Here is a 16617-nt window from a genome sequence, read left to right on the forward strand (position 1 = left end):
ATTGTAACGCTATTTCAGGACAAGACATAGCAATAAACAAAAAAACCCGACTTTATTTATAAAGTCGGGTTTTATTTTTATTTTATCAAGTCACCATTTTTGTCGTGAAAATGATATTCTAAATACGTGTAAGCGTCTCTAGGTACAATCTTAACCCATCGTTTATGGTTTAAAAACCATTTTGATCGGGTGGATGGAAATCCTTTTGTTAAAAAAGCTGCAATAAAAGGATGCGCACTAAGCGTAATCTTCTTATGATCTTTTTTAATTAATTTTTCTAATTCAACCTGTATTTTTTCTAACAAAACAATTGGTGCCTCAACTTCACCACTATTTCCGTTCGGATTGTCCTCACGGGTTTTGATATTCATTTCTGGTCGCACACGTTGGCGTGTGATCTGAATCAAGCCAAATTTACTTGGCGGTAAAATCTTATGCTTCGCCCTGTCGTCTTTCATCTCTTCTCTTAAATGGTTAAAGAGTGTTCTACGGTTATCCGCATTATTCATATCGATAAAATCGACTACAATAATGCCTCCCATATCTCTTAGACGTAGTTGGCGGGCTACTTCAGCTGCACTGATTAAGTTGACTTCGAGTGCAGTATCTTCTTGGTTTTTGGCTTTATTAGATCGGTTGCCACTATTGACATCGATAACATGCATTGCTTCTGTATGTTCGATAACCAAATAGGCTCCTTTACTCATAGAAACCGTCTTGCCAAAACTCGTTTTGATTTGCCGTTCAATACCATGCTTTTCAAAGATTGGTATTTTAGGATTATGAAGTTTTACGATTGATTCTTTTTTTGGCGCAATTTCTTGCAGATATTCTTTTATTCTTGTGCAGAGCTCTTCATCGTCTGCAATAATAGAAGTAAAGGTGTCATTAAAAACATCTCGTAATATAGAGGATGCTCTATTCATTTCACCCAGTACTTTTGATGGATGGTGAGCTTTGTACATTTTTTTGCACATACCTTGCCATCGTTCGATAAGATTTTGTAAATCTTTGTCTAGTTCTGCTACTTTTTTGCCTTCTGCTACTGTACGAACAATAATTCCAAAACCTTTGGGCTTTATACTTTTTACAAGCCTTTTGAGTCGTTCTTTCTCTTCATTAGATTCTATTTTTTGAGAAATAGAAATTCTATTAGAAAAAGGAACTAATACAATATATCTACCGGCAATCGAAAGCTCTGAGCTAATTCTAGGGCCTTTGGTTGATATAGGTTCCTTAACTATTTGTACTAATAGCGATTGATTTGATTTTAACACATTGGTAATAGTACCGTGTTTATCAATATCGTTCTCTAAAGGAAAATCCTTAAGAGAATAATTCTTTAATTTACCTGTGCTTACACGTTTTATGAATTTTAATAAAGAAGCTACTTGAGGACCAAGATCATGATAATGCAAAAATGCATCTTTTTCGTACCCTACATTAACAAATGCAGCGTTTAGACCTGGGACAGATTTTCTGATTTTGGCAATAAAAATATCGCCCACAGAAAAGTCACTGTCGTCTTCTTCTTTATGTAATTCAATTAGTTTTCCACCCTTTAATAAGGCAAAATCTGTAGAGGAACCTGATCTAATGATCAATTCATTATTCACGTTGTTCACTCTAAATTAGATTTTTATCCCGATCACAATCGGAATGGATTAAACAATTTTTTCACAGGAATTTTTAAATTCCGTTGAAATAAAACATACGTATCGGTAGTAGATAGTGTTTTACTTCGATTTCAAAGAACATAGTTTTTAAATAGAAAAAGTAGTTAGAAACTACTTTTTCTTGTGGCGGTTGGCTCTTCTTCTTTTTTTACGCTTGTGCGTAGCTACCTTGTGTCTTTTTCGTTTTTTACCACTTGGCATAGTGTAATTTTTATTTGTTATTGATCTATTTTACTTCTACGTTTGTTTTTACACCTTCTACAAATATCTTTGCAGGTTTAAACGCTGGTATATTGTGCGCTGGAATTTTAATCGTTGTGTTTTTAGAAATGTTACGACCCGTTTTTTCGGCTCTGGTTTTGATAATAAAACTACCAAATCCTCTAAGGTATACGTTGTCACCACTTTCTAAAGAACTTTTTACTTCTTCCATAAATGTCTCAACGGTTGCTTGAACATCACCTTTTTCTATTCCAAGCTTTTCTGAAATTTTTGCTACAATATCTGCTTTAGTCATTATAATACCTATTTAGGGGGTTTTTAAATTTTCAAGGGGGCAAATATATGAATTTAAAATCCAAAAAATCAATACTTAAGATGATATTTTCATCTTTAAACGTTTAATTTTGTAAAACTTATAATTTCTTTATGATTTTTTCTAAAAAACTCATTACGTGGTACTTACATAATAAAAGAGACATGCCATGGAGACAAACAACAAATCCGTACCATATTTGGTTGAGCGAAATTATTCTTCAACAAACCAGAGTAGCACAAGGATTACCCTATTATAATGCTTTTATAGAAGCATTTCCTGAAGTATCTGATTTGGCAAATGCCAGTGAAGAAGAAGTGCTTAAATTATGGCAAGGATTAGGATATTATTCTAGAGCAAGAAACTTACATTTCTCAGCAAAATATATAGTAAATGATCTAGAAGGGGTTTTTCCTGATACATATAAAGAGCTTATAAAATTAAAAGGAGTAGGGGATTATACGGCAAGTGCAATTGCATCAATATGCTATAATGAACCAACTCCCGTAGTAGATGGAAACGTGTATCGGGTACTGTCAAGATATTTTGGTGTTGATACTCCTATTAATAGTACCAAAGGGATACGTGAATTCAAAGAACTTGCTATTACCTTAATGGACCATGATCAACCTGCAGAATATAATCAGGCAATTATGGAATTTGGCGCCCTACAATGCAAACCACAGAATCCATATTGTATTGTATGTCCTTTACAGGACAGTTGCCAAGCTTTGAAAAATAGTAGTATCAATAGACTACCGGTAAAATTAAAGAAGCAAAAAATAAAAAAGAGGTATTTTAACTATTTGGTTTTTTATGTCAAAGGAGAATATACGGTTATACAACAAAGAGTGCATAGTGGTATTTGGCAAGGATTATACGAATTCCCATTAATCGAAAGTGAAAAAATAAAAGTAGATGATATAAGATCTCATGCAATTCTTAAGGAGCTTATAAATGAGGAAGATGATCATTTTGATATTACACTGTATCAAGAAGAGCCTATCGTTCATAAATTATCCCATCAACATCTATATACCAAATTTTATATCATTACAGCTAAGGTACTACCATATATTAAGGAGACGCAAAAACTGATTTCAGATAAAAATATAAAAAAGTACCCTGTGCCTATTCTTTTAGGGAATTTTATAGATTCTTTTTTTGATAAGAAATTGGTTTCAAAAAGAACATAGAGTGTCTCGGATATCTATGTATTTTGATTGGTAAATAACCGTATACTATTTGTTTTTGTGGTGAGCATGTAGAATCAAAATAGAATATATTTAGATCATTATTAGTTAATTATTGAGAAATTAAGTGATAATTGCAAGTGGTATACGGTTGTTTAAGAATTAAAATGGACAAATTATTTATGAAAAACCTAAAATACTAAAAGCGATTAATAGCTCATATAGAGGTTATTAGTTTGTCAATTTTTTATTACATTTACTATAAATCATAGGTGTTTGGTTGTGTGCTAGAAAATAAGACCAATTGCGGTAGCGTTATTTAGAAAGGTTTATCATTTCTTTGTAGCTATAAAACCAAACCATAAATTAAACTTTTGAATGTCAGGAACACTTAATAAAGTAATGCTTATAGGGCATACAGGAGATGCGGTAAAGATGCATTATTTTGAAGGAGGCAGCTGTATAGGTAGGTTTCCTTTGGCTACTAATGACTCTTATGTTAATAAAAGTACAGGAGAGCGTGTTAATACTACCGAATGGCATAATGTAGTGGTTCGAAATAAGGCTGCCGAAATATGTGAAAAGTACCTTGCCAAAGGAGATAAGGTATACATAGAGGGCCGTCTTAAAACTAGAAAATGGCAAGATGAACAAGGAAAAGATAGGTATAGTACAGAAATTCAATGTACGGATTTTACCTTTCTAACGCCTAAAAATGAGAGCCAGCCATCTGAGCCAAAGCCTGCAAATGCAACTCAAATGACGCCTAATTCTGCTGCAAATAGCTCATCGGCCATTTCATCAGAAATAAATGCTAGCGAAGAAGACGATTTACCGTTCTAATTATGTTTAACTAAAGACCACTAAATTTGGACCCTGATCCCGAATTACTATTCACTTTATTATTTGCTTTTGACCTAATGCCAACCATAAATATGGTTTTCCTTATTGTGCTATTGATTTTTTCGGCACTTATATCAGGAAGTGAAGTGGCTTTATTTTCGCTGACGCCAGCAGATCTCAAAGAAGAAGATAAGCCTGTGTCAAAAAATCTTACCATCATATCAAAGTTGCTAGATAGTCCCAAGAAACTATTGGCAACTATATTGGTTGCAAATAATTTTATCAATATTGCTATTGTACTACTTTTTGATGCATTGGGAGAGGTTTATTTAAGTAATTTAGACTATGTATGGATGCGGATCAATGTGCGATTTGTTGTTGAAGTAGGAGTAGTAACCTTTTTAATTTTATTGTTTGGCGAAATTTTACCTAAAATATATGCCAGTAGAAATAAAGTTAAATTTGCTAAGTTGATGGCACGACCTCTTCAATTTTTAGATTTGATAATTACCCCGGTAAGTATACCTATGCGTAGTGTGACTGTATGGATTCATAATCGATTAGGGAAACAAAAATCTAATTTGAGTGTAAATCAATTGTCACAGGCATTAGAACTTACCTCTGATACAGATACAACTGACGAAGAAAAGAAAATATTAGAAGGTATTGTGTCTTTTGGTAATACAGATACAAAACAGGTGATGCGTCCTAGAATGGATGTTTTTGCATTAAGCAATGCAGCTTCGTTCAAAGAAATTCTACCAGAATTAATAGAAAAAGGATTTTCGCGGATTCCTGTTTATGAGGATAGCATTGACAAAGTGATTGGTATTCTTTATGTAAAAGATCTCCTGCCTTATATAAATAAGTCAGATCTTCAATGGGTAACTTTACTAAGAGAACCGTTTTTTGTGCCAGAAAATAAGAAACTAGATGATTTACTAAATGATTTTAAGAATAAAAAAAATCATTTAGCTATTGTTGTAGATGAGTATGGAGGTACCAGTGGTTTAATTTCGTTAGAAGATATCATTGAAGAGATAGTGGGTGATATAAGTGATGAGTTTGATGATGAAGACTTGGTGTTTTCTAAATTAGATGATCAGAATTACGTTTTTGAGGGAAGAACAGCATTAAAAGACTTTTATAGAGTTCTTAAACTTGAAGACACTATTGTTTTCGAAGAAAAGAAAGGGGATGCAGAAACTCTGGCTGGTCTATTGCTTGAGGTGTCAGGAAGTTTTCCGAAACGAGGAGAAGTGATTAGTTTTGACAACTTTTCTTTTACTGTAGAATCATTAGATAATAAGCGAATCAAACAAGTCAAATTAACGATTAATGAAAAAAGGAGTAGTTAGATTTTTTTTAGTATTTGTGGCCTCATTATTTCTTTCGTGTAAGGGAGAAGTGTTGCCGAAGCCTAAAGCTATGTTGCGATTAAGTTATCCTGATCCAGAGTATAAAGAATTATCGTTGCCTTGTCCATATACTTTTGAGAAAAATGAGTCTTCTGATTTTAAGGAGGCAAGGCAAAACAAAAATTGTTGGTTTAATTTGGAGTATAGAAAGCAAAAGGCAACTATGTATATTTCTTATTTTGAGATTAATAATAATTTAGACTCATTGTTGAGGGATGCTCAAAACCTAACTCAAGAACATGTGGTTAAAGCTGATGGTATTTTGCAGGAACCATATGCTGATCAAGAAAATCAGGTATATGGAATGTTTTATGAGGTGTCTGGCGACGCTGCCTCTCAGTCGCAATTTTATGTTACAGACAGCATCCATCATTTTATAGTAGGTTCTATTTATTTTAAAGTAAAGCCTAACTATGACTCAATACTACCGGCAGCAAATTATTTGCGAAACGATATGAAGCACTTGATGGAAACTATTCGGTGGAAAAAATAAATGCTGGTAAACTAACACTTGTTAATTTTTTACAAAATATAGGAGGTCTCTTTATAATTTTATCACTTTTGCAGCTTAGTTTAAAGCAATGCAGAAAACAAGTTTAAAATGGGTATACCTTGCGGTATTGTCTCTGGTTTGGGGAAGTTCATTTATTCTGATTAAAAAATCTCTAGTAGGACTTACCCCATTGCAGTTAGGTGCATTAAGGACATTATTTGCGGCCATATTTTTATTTTTGATTGGTTATAAAAGCATTAAAACAATTAAAAAATCAGATTGGAAATGGGTGATAATTTCAGGGTTTTTAGGAACATTTATCCCAGCTTTTCTATTTGCATTTGCCGAAACCGAAATTGATAGTGGTGTTGCGTCTGTGCTCAATTCTACAACACCTTTGATTACCTTAATCCTAGGAGTTTTAGTCTTTTCTATACAGTTTAATAAAAATCAGTTTATAGGAGTGCTTATAGGATTGATCGGTTGTATCGCATTAATCATCGAAGGAGCAACGGTTAATCCTGATCAGAATTATTGGTATGCTTTTCTTGTGATTCTAGCATCAATATGCTATGCAATTAATGTAAACATAATTAAGCGATATATGCAAAATATCTCGCCAATGGCAATTGCTAACGGAAATTTTATCGTTTTGGTAATTCCTGCATTGTTTGTTCTTTGGTCTTCTGATTTTTTTAAGGAAGAAGTGTTAGTTGATTCAAAAGTACATGTAAGTCTGCTCTATATCTCTGTCCTTGCGGTTGTGGGAACAGGAATTGCCAAGGTATTATTTAATAAATTAGTTCAAATCAGTACTGCAGTCTTTGCAACTTCGGTAACATATACAATTCCTATAGTAGCTCTATTATGGGGATTGATGGATAATGAGCGCTTTACATTTTATCAATTAGCAGCTTCTTGTATTATTATCCTTGGAGTTTATATCTCGAATATGAACCCTATAAAAAAAGTAAAAGCGAGATAAAATTACCTCGCTTGTTTATGTTCTACACCTGTATCCACTTTGGGATAAATTAATATGAATCTGTATCATGATCTACCTGTGAATTGCATAACTACATGCAGAAGGAAGTTGCTTGATAAATTTCATAAATGGTGTAAAGTTTAATCCGAATATTGAATACAATGTTTTCATGTTTATTAGTTTTAAAAATTAATATTAGGTATTTGTATATAGTGTAAACAATTCTCGTGCCAAAAAATCAAAAAGCTTTGTTAACGCTTTGATAGCAAGGTGTTCGAGAGATTGGTTTTTCGGTTTTTTTGTAAGTCAAGAACTTGATTAGTATTTTTTGATTGTATTTCGATACGTTTTAATCGGTGTTTGATTAAGAAAAAAGAAGGACAGTTACGAAAAACGAAACTAGGATGCTTTATTATTGCAAATAACAAGTAGGTGGTAAGCATAATTGGGGCTGATATATGAAGAGTTTTTGTTGTTTGTTATGATACTATGTGCCTGATAGAAGCTTTATTGTAAAATAATGTAAGGGGTAAATAAGCTATCCCCTGAAAACAAGGTGATATGATAAGGATGATTTTTTTTACATTCGAAAAAATAAAACCAAAAATTGCTGTTATAATTTGATGAAACTGAATCATAAAGTTATAGAATGGATAAAATGTTGAAAAAAAAATGAGTTTGGTGCGTAACATTTTTGATGTTGATGACATTAACATGTAAGAGTCCTAATATCAATAATAATCAATGGGTTAATGTGATAATTGACTGATTTCGATTATATTTGCAGGCTTATTTTTAAGGTCTTTAAGGATGTCCTAAAGGAGATTTTAGAGAAGTAAATGTAATACGCGCCATATGTTTTTGTTACATAAAAAGCGTTTGCCGATAATAAATAAGAAATGTAAATTTTTAGTGTATAACAAGAAAACATGAGTATAAAGTAAATGAAAAGGATAATTCGTAAAAAAGTAAAGGCTTTTAACTTACAAGAGATGCTTCTTGTTTTGGCAATTATTGGAATATTGTTATTAATTGCCTTGCCCAATTTTTTGCCTTTGATTGCGCAAACAAAGGCTCAGGAAGCTAAAATACAGTTAAAAACTATTAGTAATATGCAGACGCAATATAGATATCTCAACTCCAAATATTCTCTGGATTTTAATGAACTTAATTATGAAGCGCCAAGAACTGTTAAAAGTGACGGTACAGCGAATTATGCATATGAGATTTTGCAAGCAACAGAATCTAATTTTAAAGCCAGAGCAACAGCAGTTGTTGATTTTGATGGAGACGGAGTTTTTAATGTTTGGGAAATCGATGAGAACGGAAGCCCAAAGCAAATCATAAAAGACTAATGTTTCTTATGAAAACAGCCCTAGTTCTTATCTTAGGGATCATTACCTATCAAGATCTTAAAGATCGAGAAGTATATGGTTTTGTATTTTTAATACTAATAGGGCTTTTGGGAGTGCTTCATTATAAAAGCGTTATGGATATTCACTTTTTTTATGCAGTAGCGATTAACTTTGGGGTCATCTTTTTGGTACTATTAGGTGCTTATATTTATACCATTTTCAGAATAAAAAAACCTTTTTTTAGTCAAGTGTTTGGACTGGGAGATTTGCTTTTTTTCCTAGCATTGGCTATTGGGTTCCCGACAATTACTTTTACAATACTATTGGTGTTTTCATTACTTTTTTCCCTACTTATTTGGGGGGTGCTCAAAAATAACTCAAAATACAATACAGTGCCTTTAGCGGGATATATGTCGGTATTTATAGGCGTAGTGTTTATAGTAAGTTGTATAACGAATGATCTAACATTATACCTGATATGAGCGAAGTAAAAACTTTTGAAATCCCAATACATTTGAAGCAGCTGATTACTTCGAATCAGGCATTCCATTACAGGGTCATTCCTATAGCCAAAGAAGAAGGTGTTATACACTTAAAAACAGATAGCCCAGATCCTCAAGGTCTTCAGAAAGAACTTTCAATTATTTTGGGGTACGAGGTGCTAGCAATTTCTGAAATTGCCGAAAATATACAGTCATACTTGACATTTAATTATAGAAAAACTACCAATTCCTCGAATGAAAAGTTACAATATGAGGACCAGTTTTTACAAAAGCTAATTGCCACAGCCAAGGATTTCGGGAGTAGTGATATTCATATGGAACCCTATGAGAAACAATGTCGAGTACGTTTCCGTTTAGACGGAAAATTAAAAGAACAATATACCATTTCTAATACAGAATATCCTCAATTGATTAATCAGATCAAAATTCAATCGGGTCTTGATATTTCTCAAAAACGACTAGCTCAGGATGGTAGAATTACGTTCAAAGAAGGAGCTGATGAGTTTGATATTCGTGTATCTACAATGCCAACTTTATACGGTGAGAAAATAGTATTGAGGTTGTTAAATCGTAATACGCAGGATGTTTCATTAGAAGATTTAGGGTTTACAGAAGAAGAATTAAAAAACTACAGAGAGGCAGTCAAAAACCCACAAGGTATAGTGTTGATTTCTGGACCAACAGGATCAGGAAAAACAACTACTTTGTATGCAACATTAAAAGAACTCAACAAAGAAACAACCAACATTTTAACAATAGAAGATCCTATTGAATATACCCTAGAGGGGATTAATCAAGTACAATTAAGAGAAGATATAGAGTTTGATTTTCCAGCCGCATTACGTGCCTTTTTACGTCAGGATCCAGATATTATTATGGTAGGAGAGATTCGAGATGATCGAACGGCCGGAATGACTATAAAAGCTGCATTAACTGGACACCTAGTACTATCAACAATACATACTAATTCTGCTTGGGCAACAATTTCTAGGTTGATTGATATGAATGTACCATCATTCTTGTTGGCAAGTACAATTACCATGAGCATAGCACAACGTTTGGTCAGGAAATTATGTCCACACTGTAAACAGCCAACAACAGTAGATAGTAAGGATTTTCCTCAAAGTTTTGAAATTCCGGAAGAATTAACAAAGCATTATATGGCAGTAGGCTGTAATCAATGTTATCATACAGGCTATATGGGGCGTAAAGCAATTTATGAAATATTACCGGTAACAAAAGAGTTAGAAAAAGCAATTCGGCATAATGAATTAGAGATAGACATGTATATCGAACAAAATAATATAAAAACATTACAGCATAATGCAACAAGAATGGTAATAGACGGGGATACCTCTGTTGAAGAAGTGTATGCGTTATTGGCTGATAATTAATATAAAAAAATAATCAGATCTTAGTTTGTTTGATGTGAGATCAGGAATTAGGAAAAGCAAAATAGATAGATGAAACAAAAAATATATATACTTGGATTTGTTCTGGCCCTAGGGATACAGGTTTTTGGGCAGGAAGATTTCCAGAGGCAGGGGCAGGATAATACGCGAGTCTCTAGTATAGAAAATAAATTAGAATTACTTAATGTAGATATTCCAGGATTAACAGAAAAAGTGAATGTCAATATTTCTAATACCTCTTTACTAAATTTTTTGAGAGCTGTCTCTCAGGTTCATAAAATTAATATCAATCTTGCAGAAGAACTTAATAGCATTAAAATAGTAAATGGTTTTAATGATGTTACAGTAGAAGATTTATTGGTGTTTTTAGTAAAAGAATATAATCTAGATATTGTTTTTACTGGAAATATTTTATCCGTTAAGCAATATGTAGCACCTGTAATTGCTCCTGTCGAGAAAGAGATTATAGTATCTTATGATGCTCTGGCAAAAACACTCTCAACTGATGTTAGTAATGATCCATTGCCAAAGGTGTTTAGAAAGATTACCGAGGTTTCTGGTAAGAATTTACTATTTACACCAGACTTGAATACTAAAAACCTGAATTTATATCTTAGTAATGTGTCATTTGATATTGCGATGGAAAAGCTTGCTGCTGCAAATGATATGGAACTTACCAAAACAAAAGATGGGTTTTATGAGTTTGAAGGTTTTCCTCAATCTGGAGATTCTAGCAAAGGTACACGCCGTCGATCGCGTCGTCGACCCGATTTTAATTATAAAGTCATTGATACACTCAATAAAATTGTAGCTATTGATGTCAAGGATACTCCTATTGCCGAAGTAATTAATACGTTCTCTGAGGATCTGAATTTAGAAATTTTTACTGCTTCTCCTTTAGAAAATGCAGGCAAAGTAACAGTTCATACAGAATCTATTCATTTTGATGCGTTGCTATCCAAAATGTTTGAAAGCAGAAGTGCTTCGGGCTCCCAAAACTCTGCAATAAGTTCGGGTAGAGGTAACCAGAATAATAATAGAGGAGAGGCAGCCCAAAGACAACAAAATACACCACAAAGTACGTCTTCCTCGAGTGTCTTTACATTCAAAAAAGAAGGAAATGTATACTATTTTGGTACAGAGAATCAATTATCTGTAAAGAAAATTGAATTAGTACAAATGATGCATCGATCTATAGTAACATTAGGAGATGCAAATAATTCTGTCGGAGGATTTGGTAGTAATTCTAATTTTGTAACTGGCGGAACTAGTTTTTTTGGTGGGGGAAACTCTACGGCAATAAATCAAACTGGGATTAATAATAGAAACCAGCAAGGCAACTCATTTTCTCGTAATACTTCGTCAAATTCCTCATCTGGTAGCTCATCAAAAGTAGGATCAATTTTAGATGTTTTTCCTGCAACTGTATTAGATGGATTAGACGTAAAAGTAGATGCCGAACTTAATAGTTTTGTAGTAAGTGGATCAGGTACACGAGTAGAAAAATTTAAGGATTTTATCAAATTTATAGATAAACCGATACCGCTTATATTAATAGAAGTGATGATATTAGAAGTAAATCGTTCGGCAACGGTAGAAACAGGAGTCGAGCTTGGACTCGGTTCTGAACCTACAACCACAGAAGGAGTAGCATTTCCTAGCGGTAGTATGACATTGGGTGCAGAGACTATTAACAGAGTAATAGGCGGTTTTGATGGTTTTGGATCTTTAAACTTAGGAAATGTAGTGCCGAATTTTTATATGGATATCAAGGCCATGGAAACTAATGGGAATGTAAAAATCCTATCGACACCAAAACTAAGTACCCTAAATGGCCATAAGGCTTACCTTTCTAGTGGGCAAACGACGTATTATGCCGTTACAAATCAAAGCTTTTTTGGTTCGCAAATTCCGCAGACATCAGAAGTAGTTAATTATCAACCTATCGATGCAGAACTGGCCTTAGAGTTTAAACCATTTGTTTCTGGGGACGGACAAATAACACTCGATATTCAAGTAGTGCAATCAAGTTTTAGCGGAGAGCGTATTGCCGAAGATGCACCACCAGACATTAGTAGTCGTAAGTTTTCTTCAATCATGCGTATGAGGGCGAATGATGTTGCTATTTTAGGAGGTATCGAACAAAAAGTAAAGAACGACTCGGGTTCCGGTGTTCCTCTATTGTCGCGTATCCCGATTATCAAATGGCTATTTAGTCAAAGAGTAAGAGAAGACTCAAGAAAAAAACTAAATGTAATTATAAAACCCACTGTGTTTTATTAATGTTAGAGAAATTATTATCATATAAACCTTTGGGTAAAACCCTGACAATGCTCGAATACTCTCAGCAATCAGGGAAACCGGTTCTTATTGGTGTTGAGTTAGAACAGAAAAGCGGAGAACTCAATATCAAAGAGATGCAAACTGCTGAAGAAATTGGTGAACTATCACAGTTTCTAAAAGGTAAAAGTATACGCTTGGTGATTACTAGTGATCAGGTATTGTCTAAAAAGGTTTCTCACACGGGCAGTGATGCAGAAATTATTGCAGAGGCTTTTCCGAATTTTAATGGAAATGAGTTCTACTATCAAATCCTAAGATCAGCAGAAACATCTTTTATAGCTGTATGTAGAAAAGAATATGTTGACAAGCAGGTACAAAAATTTAAGAATGATGGGGTGTTGATTACTGAAATTTCGCTTGGTGCTCTGAAAATGGTAGCATTGTCAGGGTACGTTGGTGATGTAGATGTGTATAGTAATACCAGTAAAGTTACTTTCTATACTGATGAAATAGTATCCATACTATCCAAAAATGAGAATGAACCTGAAGAAGAATATGATATTGAAGGTCTTATTTTTTCTTCAAGATATACATTACCTATTTCTTTGGGGTTAACATCAGTATTACAAAATGATCTTATTTCTGGTAATATAGATGATGAGAACAGTATTTTAAAAAAAAGGTATTCAGAAGTACGGTTTTTTAAGAGTGGTTTACAGCTAGGGCTTGGTTTTCTATTGATTGCTTTATTGGTTAATTTTTTTATTTTTAATGGGAAGTACAAAAAGTGGCAAAGCTTACAGGAAGAGCTTCAGGTATATACTAGTCAAAAACAATTAATTGATAAGAAAGTAAAAGAAGTGGGCTCAAAAGAAGCTTTGGTCAAAAGTATACAAACTACTGGGTTTTCAAAAAGTTCAAATTATATTAACCAAATTACACAAATACAACCAAAAACGGTTCTATTAAATGTATTTACCTACCAGCCTTTAAAAAAACCAATCCGAAAAGATAAGCTAGTTGACTTACAGAAGGATATTATCTCAATTGCAGGTCAGTCTACTGATAAAGTAGATTTTACAAATTGGTTGAGAGCAATAGAGGCGCTTTCTTTTGTTGAGTCTGTGACTATAGTGCAATATGGATTGCATAAAAAACAAACCTCAGATTTTGAATTAACACTTATAATCAAGACAGATGGAACAACGGACTAAAAATATACTATTAGTTGTGGGACTGCTCTGTATATTGTTTATAGCTTATCAATATAGTTTTGCTAAGACTTTTGCTATAAGTAAACAAGTGTCTAAGCTCGAATATGAAAAAGAGAAGTATTTGGCAGCGCCAGTGCAATTGGCTGCACTAACAAAAAAAGAATTACAACTAGACGAAATATTGGCAAAGAATAATGTAGAGGGAAATTCGTTGCAACGTAACCTTCTTAAGACATTAAACGAACTATCAAGTACTTCAAAAATCAAGGTTATTGCATTCGAAGAACCTCACGTCTATACTGATGAGATAACAAAAGAAGTTACTACCACCTATGATTTTGTATTACAAGGAGATTATAAATCCTTGATAGGAGTATTATATGCGTTAGAACAACAATACAGTTTTGGGAATCTTGCGCGTGTACATTTTGAGAAAAAGAAAAATTATAGAACAAGAGCAACTTATTTGCAATGTGGTGTGCTGTTGCAACGGCTTAATAATTAGAAAAAATAACAAGACAAAATAAAGGGAGATAACAAATAATATGATACATAATAAAATAGTTAGTTTGGTACTTGTCATGGCATTTTTATTTGTGGGTTGCCACAGTATAAAGATTGACAAAAGTACAATGCAAACCGCTGCCAAAAACCCTGTGGCATTAGGTGTTGTCGGGATACAGAAAGAACATATTACTAGCGCATCATTTAACGGAGCGGCTATACCAGAATATAAGGAACGTATACGTGTAAAGGGTATGGTTACAGATTTTAACCAAACAACATTTAAGACGTATCTAAAAGTCTCTCAGGAGAATACTTATCAAATAAAATATATAGATTCAGTAAAGAAAAAACCACAGTTTGTTACTTTAGAAGTGTTAGATAGAGTTGCTTTGATTGAAGATTTAAAAAATGAACATAATAAAGAGACATTAAGTTATATCGAAAATCAAAAAAAAGCAGCGATGGTTACTTCGGTTTCAATGGCAGTGTCAGAACCCCTTTTGCAAGAAATAGAGAAAGCAGAAGCTATTTTCTTAAGCAGTGGTATGTATAAACAATATCAATTATCATTGATAAAAGATGGACAGAAATATAAAACTGTTGATTTCGGAGAAGCTGTGATTTTTGCATATGACCTCTCATTTTTCTGTTGGGGAGAAAATGACAAAAAGCAGCTAGAGTTAAAAGATATTATAGATAATAAATACTCGTGTTCAGGAAAAACATCACGAGATGCAGTAAAAGTGAAAAAGAAAATAAACTATTTTAAACTATAAATGATGAGTAGATTTTTGATTGGTGCATTGCTTTTGCTTGCACTTTTAGTTGGATGTGAAGAAGTTTTTATAGAAGAAGATCTTTCAGAAAAAGAAATTGTAATATTAGCGCCTACAGAAGGAGCAGCAGTAGAGAATACATCAACAACCTTTAGTTGGGAGGAAGTAGATCAAGCCACTGAGTATAGACTTCAGCTTGCACAACCAAATTTCGAAAATGCATCTCAGATTTTGGTAGATACAACAATGGCGGTTAGTAATTTTTCTATGGAGCTTTTAAAAAATACATATCAATGGAGGATTCGTGCTCAAAATGGGAGTTCGGCTACACCATATGCTTTGGCTAACTTTAGTGTTATTGAAATAGAAGATTTTTCTGCCAGAGAAGTTATACTAACAACTCCAGAGGACGACTTGATTACTAGTACAAGCGAGCAAACATTAGAATGGCAATCTGTTGCTGATGCTTTGCTATATCGAGTGCAATTGTTAGACGAGGATGAGGCGGTGATTACCGAAGAAACAACAACTAGCACAGAGATATCAGCTACTTTCTCTGAAGGAGTTACGCAATGGCAGGTACGTGCCGAACGCGATACGCAGAGTACCCTCTATACAACAAGAACAGTGACATTAGATACAGAAGTGCCAAATACACCTGAAAGTATTGCTCCGATAGACGGGGCTACCCAAACAGGAACTACCGTTACTTTTAGCTGGACCAGAGAAGCGTTAGATGGCACCGAGGAATTTGATAGCATATATATATACAGTGATCAAGCATTAACACAATTAGTGTCTAAGGATGAGATAACCTCCCCAACGGATATTGAACTTACTGCTAGTGCTACGTATTATTGGTATTTACAATCATTTGATCGGGCAGGAAATGAAAGTGAGTTAAGTGATACACTAAGCTTTACTATAAACTAAGAGAGGATGTTAAAGGGAAAAAAAGGACTATATATTTTATTGCCAATTGTTGCCCTCGTGTGGGGGGCAATTATTATGCAAGTTGTAGGAGCTTTTTCTGATCAGGATCCTGTACTTGTAGACAGTAATATTGATATGACTGTCGTGCCTATAAAAACCAAAGAGCGAGATACATTTACGCTAAGCGTGATAGAACGGGATCCTTTTTTAGGAACTCTATATCAACCAAAAAAGAAGATTGTTGCCGCAATATCTAAACCTAAAGTAAAAAAACCTGCATTGGTTTGGCCTTCAATAACCTATAAAGGAGTGGTGTCGGGACAAAATACCGGCCAAGCAATTTATCTAATAGAAATTAATGGTAATGATGAGCTTATGAGAGTAAAGCAGACATTATCAGATGTAAGGTTGGTAAAAGGGTTTTCGAATTCGGTACGATTACAGTATAAGGGAAAAACAAAAGATTTTAAAATTGTTAATTGAAACTATTT

At 33.7% G+C, this 16617-nt stretch carries 16 protein-coding genes; 14 read left to right on the top strand and 2 right to left on the bottom strand.

The features are described 5' to 3' along the window. Window positions 1-77 precede the first annotated feature (77 nt). Window positions 78-1616, bottom strand: a complete 1539-nt coding sequence (locus DZ60_RS0106275; protein ID WP_025741240.1) for an Rne/Rng family ribonuclease — start codon at window positions 1614-1616, stop codon at window positions 78-80. 286 nt (window positions 1617-1902) lie between these two features. Next, on the bottom strand, window positions 1903-2193 hold the full coding sequence (locus tag DZ60_RS0106280) for an HU family DNA-binding protein (protein WP_025741241.1): 291 nt from the start codon (window positions 2191-2193) through the stop codon (window positions 1903-1905). A 131-nt stretch (window positions 2194-2324) separates the two neighbouring features. Between DZ60_RS0106280 and mutY the strand changes: the two genes are divergently transcribed. The 14 genes from mutY (at window position 2325) to DZ60_RS0106350 (ending at window position 16609) form a co-directional block, all read left to right on the top strand. Continuing rightward, on the top strand, window positions 2325-3407 hold the full coding sequence (mutY, locus tag DZ60_RS0106285) for an A/G-specific adenine glycosylase (protein ID WP_025741242.1): 1083 nt from the start codon (window positions 2325-2327) through the stop codon (window positions 3405-3407). 375 nt (window positions 3408-3782) lie between these two features. Next, window positions 3783-4247, top strand: a complete 465-nt coding sequence (locus tag DZ60_RS0106290; protein ID WP_025741243.1) for a single-stranded DNA-binding protein — start codon at window positions 3783-3785, stop codon at window positions 4245-4247. Window positions 4248-4273: 26 nt separating this feature from the next. Then, the gene (locus DZ60_RS0106295; RefSeq protein WP_025741244.1) at window positions 4274-5605 is read left to right on the top strand and encodes a gliding motility-associated protein GldE; all 1332 of its coding nucleotides are present in this window, start codon (window positions 4274-4276) and stop codon (window positions 5603-5605) included. Further along, on the top strand, window positions 5586-6158 hold the full coding sequence (gldD, locus tag DZ60_RS0106300; RefSeq protein ID WP_025741245.1) for a gliding motility lipoprotein GldD: 573 nt from the start codon (window positions 5586-5588) through the stop codon (window positions 6156-6158). The genes DZ60_RS0106295 and gldD overlap by 20 nt, the downstream gene beginning before the upstream one ends. 88 nt (window positions 6159-6246) lie before the next feature. Then, complete coding sequence (locus tag DZ60_RS0106305) at window positions 6247-7143, top strand: DMT family transporter (protein WP_025741246.1); 897 nt, start codon at window positions 6247-6249, stop codon at window positions 7141-7143. Window positions 7144-8087: 944 nt separating this feature from the next. After that, the gene (locus tag DZ60_RS0106310) at window positions 8088-8498 is read left to right on the top strand and encodes a prepilin-type N-terminal cleavage/methylation domain-containing protein (protein WP_025741247.1); all 411 of its coding nucleotides are present in this window, start codon (window positions 8088-8090) and stop codon (window positions 8496-8498) included. An 8-nt stretch (window positions 8499-8506) separates the two neighbouring features. Next, window positions 8507-8980 (top strand): hypothetical protein, encoded by a 474-nt coding sequence (locus DZ60_RS0106315; protein WP_152537375.1) that lies wholly within the window; start codon window positions 8507-8509, stop codon window positions 8978-8980. Continuing rightward, entirely contained in the window at window positions 8977-10395 is a 1419-nt protein-coding gene (locus DZ60_RS0106320; RefSeq protein ID WP_025741249.1) for a GspE/PulE family protein, read from the top strand. The genes DZ60_RS0106315 and DZ60_RS0106320 overlap by 4 nt, the downstream gene beginning before the upstream one ends. A gap of 69 nt (window positions 10396-10464) precedes the next feature. Further along, on the top strand, window positions 10465-12696 hold the full coding sequence (locus tag DZ60_RS0106325; protein ID WP_025741250.1) for a type II secretion system protein GspD: 2232 nt from the start codon (window positions 10465-10467) through the stop codon (window positions 12694-12696). 47 nt (window positions 12697-12743) lie between these two features. Beyond that, window positions 12744-13910 carry a hypothetical protein gene (locus tag DZ60_RS0106330; RefSeq protein ID WP_152537376.1) on the top strand — a complete coding sequence of 389 codons (1167 nt, stop codon included), beginning with the start codon at window positions 12744-12746 and terminating at the stop codon, window positions 13908-13910. Continuing rightward, complete coding sequence (locus DZ60_RS0106335) at window positions 13894-14415, top strand: hypothetical protein (protein ID WP_025741252.1); 522 nt, start codon at window positions 13894-13896, stop codon at window positions 14413-14415. The genes DZ60_RS0106330 and DZ60_RS0106335 overlap by 17 nt, the downstream gene beginning before the upstream one ends. Before the next feature lie 40 nt (window positions 14416-14455). Then, window positions 14456-15193, top strand: coding sequence for a hypothetical protein (locus DZ60_RS0106340; protein ID WP_025741253.1), 738 nt, complete (start codon window positions 14456-14458; stop codon window positions 15191-15193). Between the two features lie 3 nt (window positions 15194-15196). Then, the gene (locus DZ60_RS0106345) at window positions 15197-16126 is read left to right on the top strand and encodes a fibronectin type III domain-containing protein (protein ID WP_034228969.1); all 930 of its coding nucleotides are present in this window, start codon (window positions 15197-15199) and stop codon (window positions 16124-16126) included. 6 nt (window positions 16127-16132) lie between these two features. Beyond that, complete coding sequence (locus tag DZ60_RS0106350) at window positions 16133-16609, top strand: hypothetical protein (protein WP_025741255.1); 477 nt, start codon at window positions 16133-16135, stop codon at window positions 16607-16609. Window positions 16610-16617: the final 8 nt, after the last annotated feature.

Source organism: Aquimarina pacifica, from assembly GCF_000520955.1.
In the GTDB taxonomy this organism is placed as follows: domain Bacteria; phylum Bacteroidota; class Bacteroidia; order Flavobacteriales; family Flavobacteriaceae; genus Aquimarina; species Aquimarina pacifica.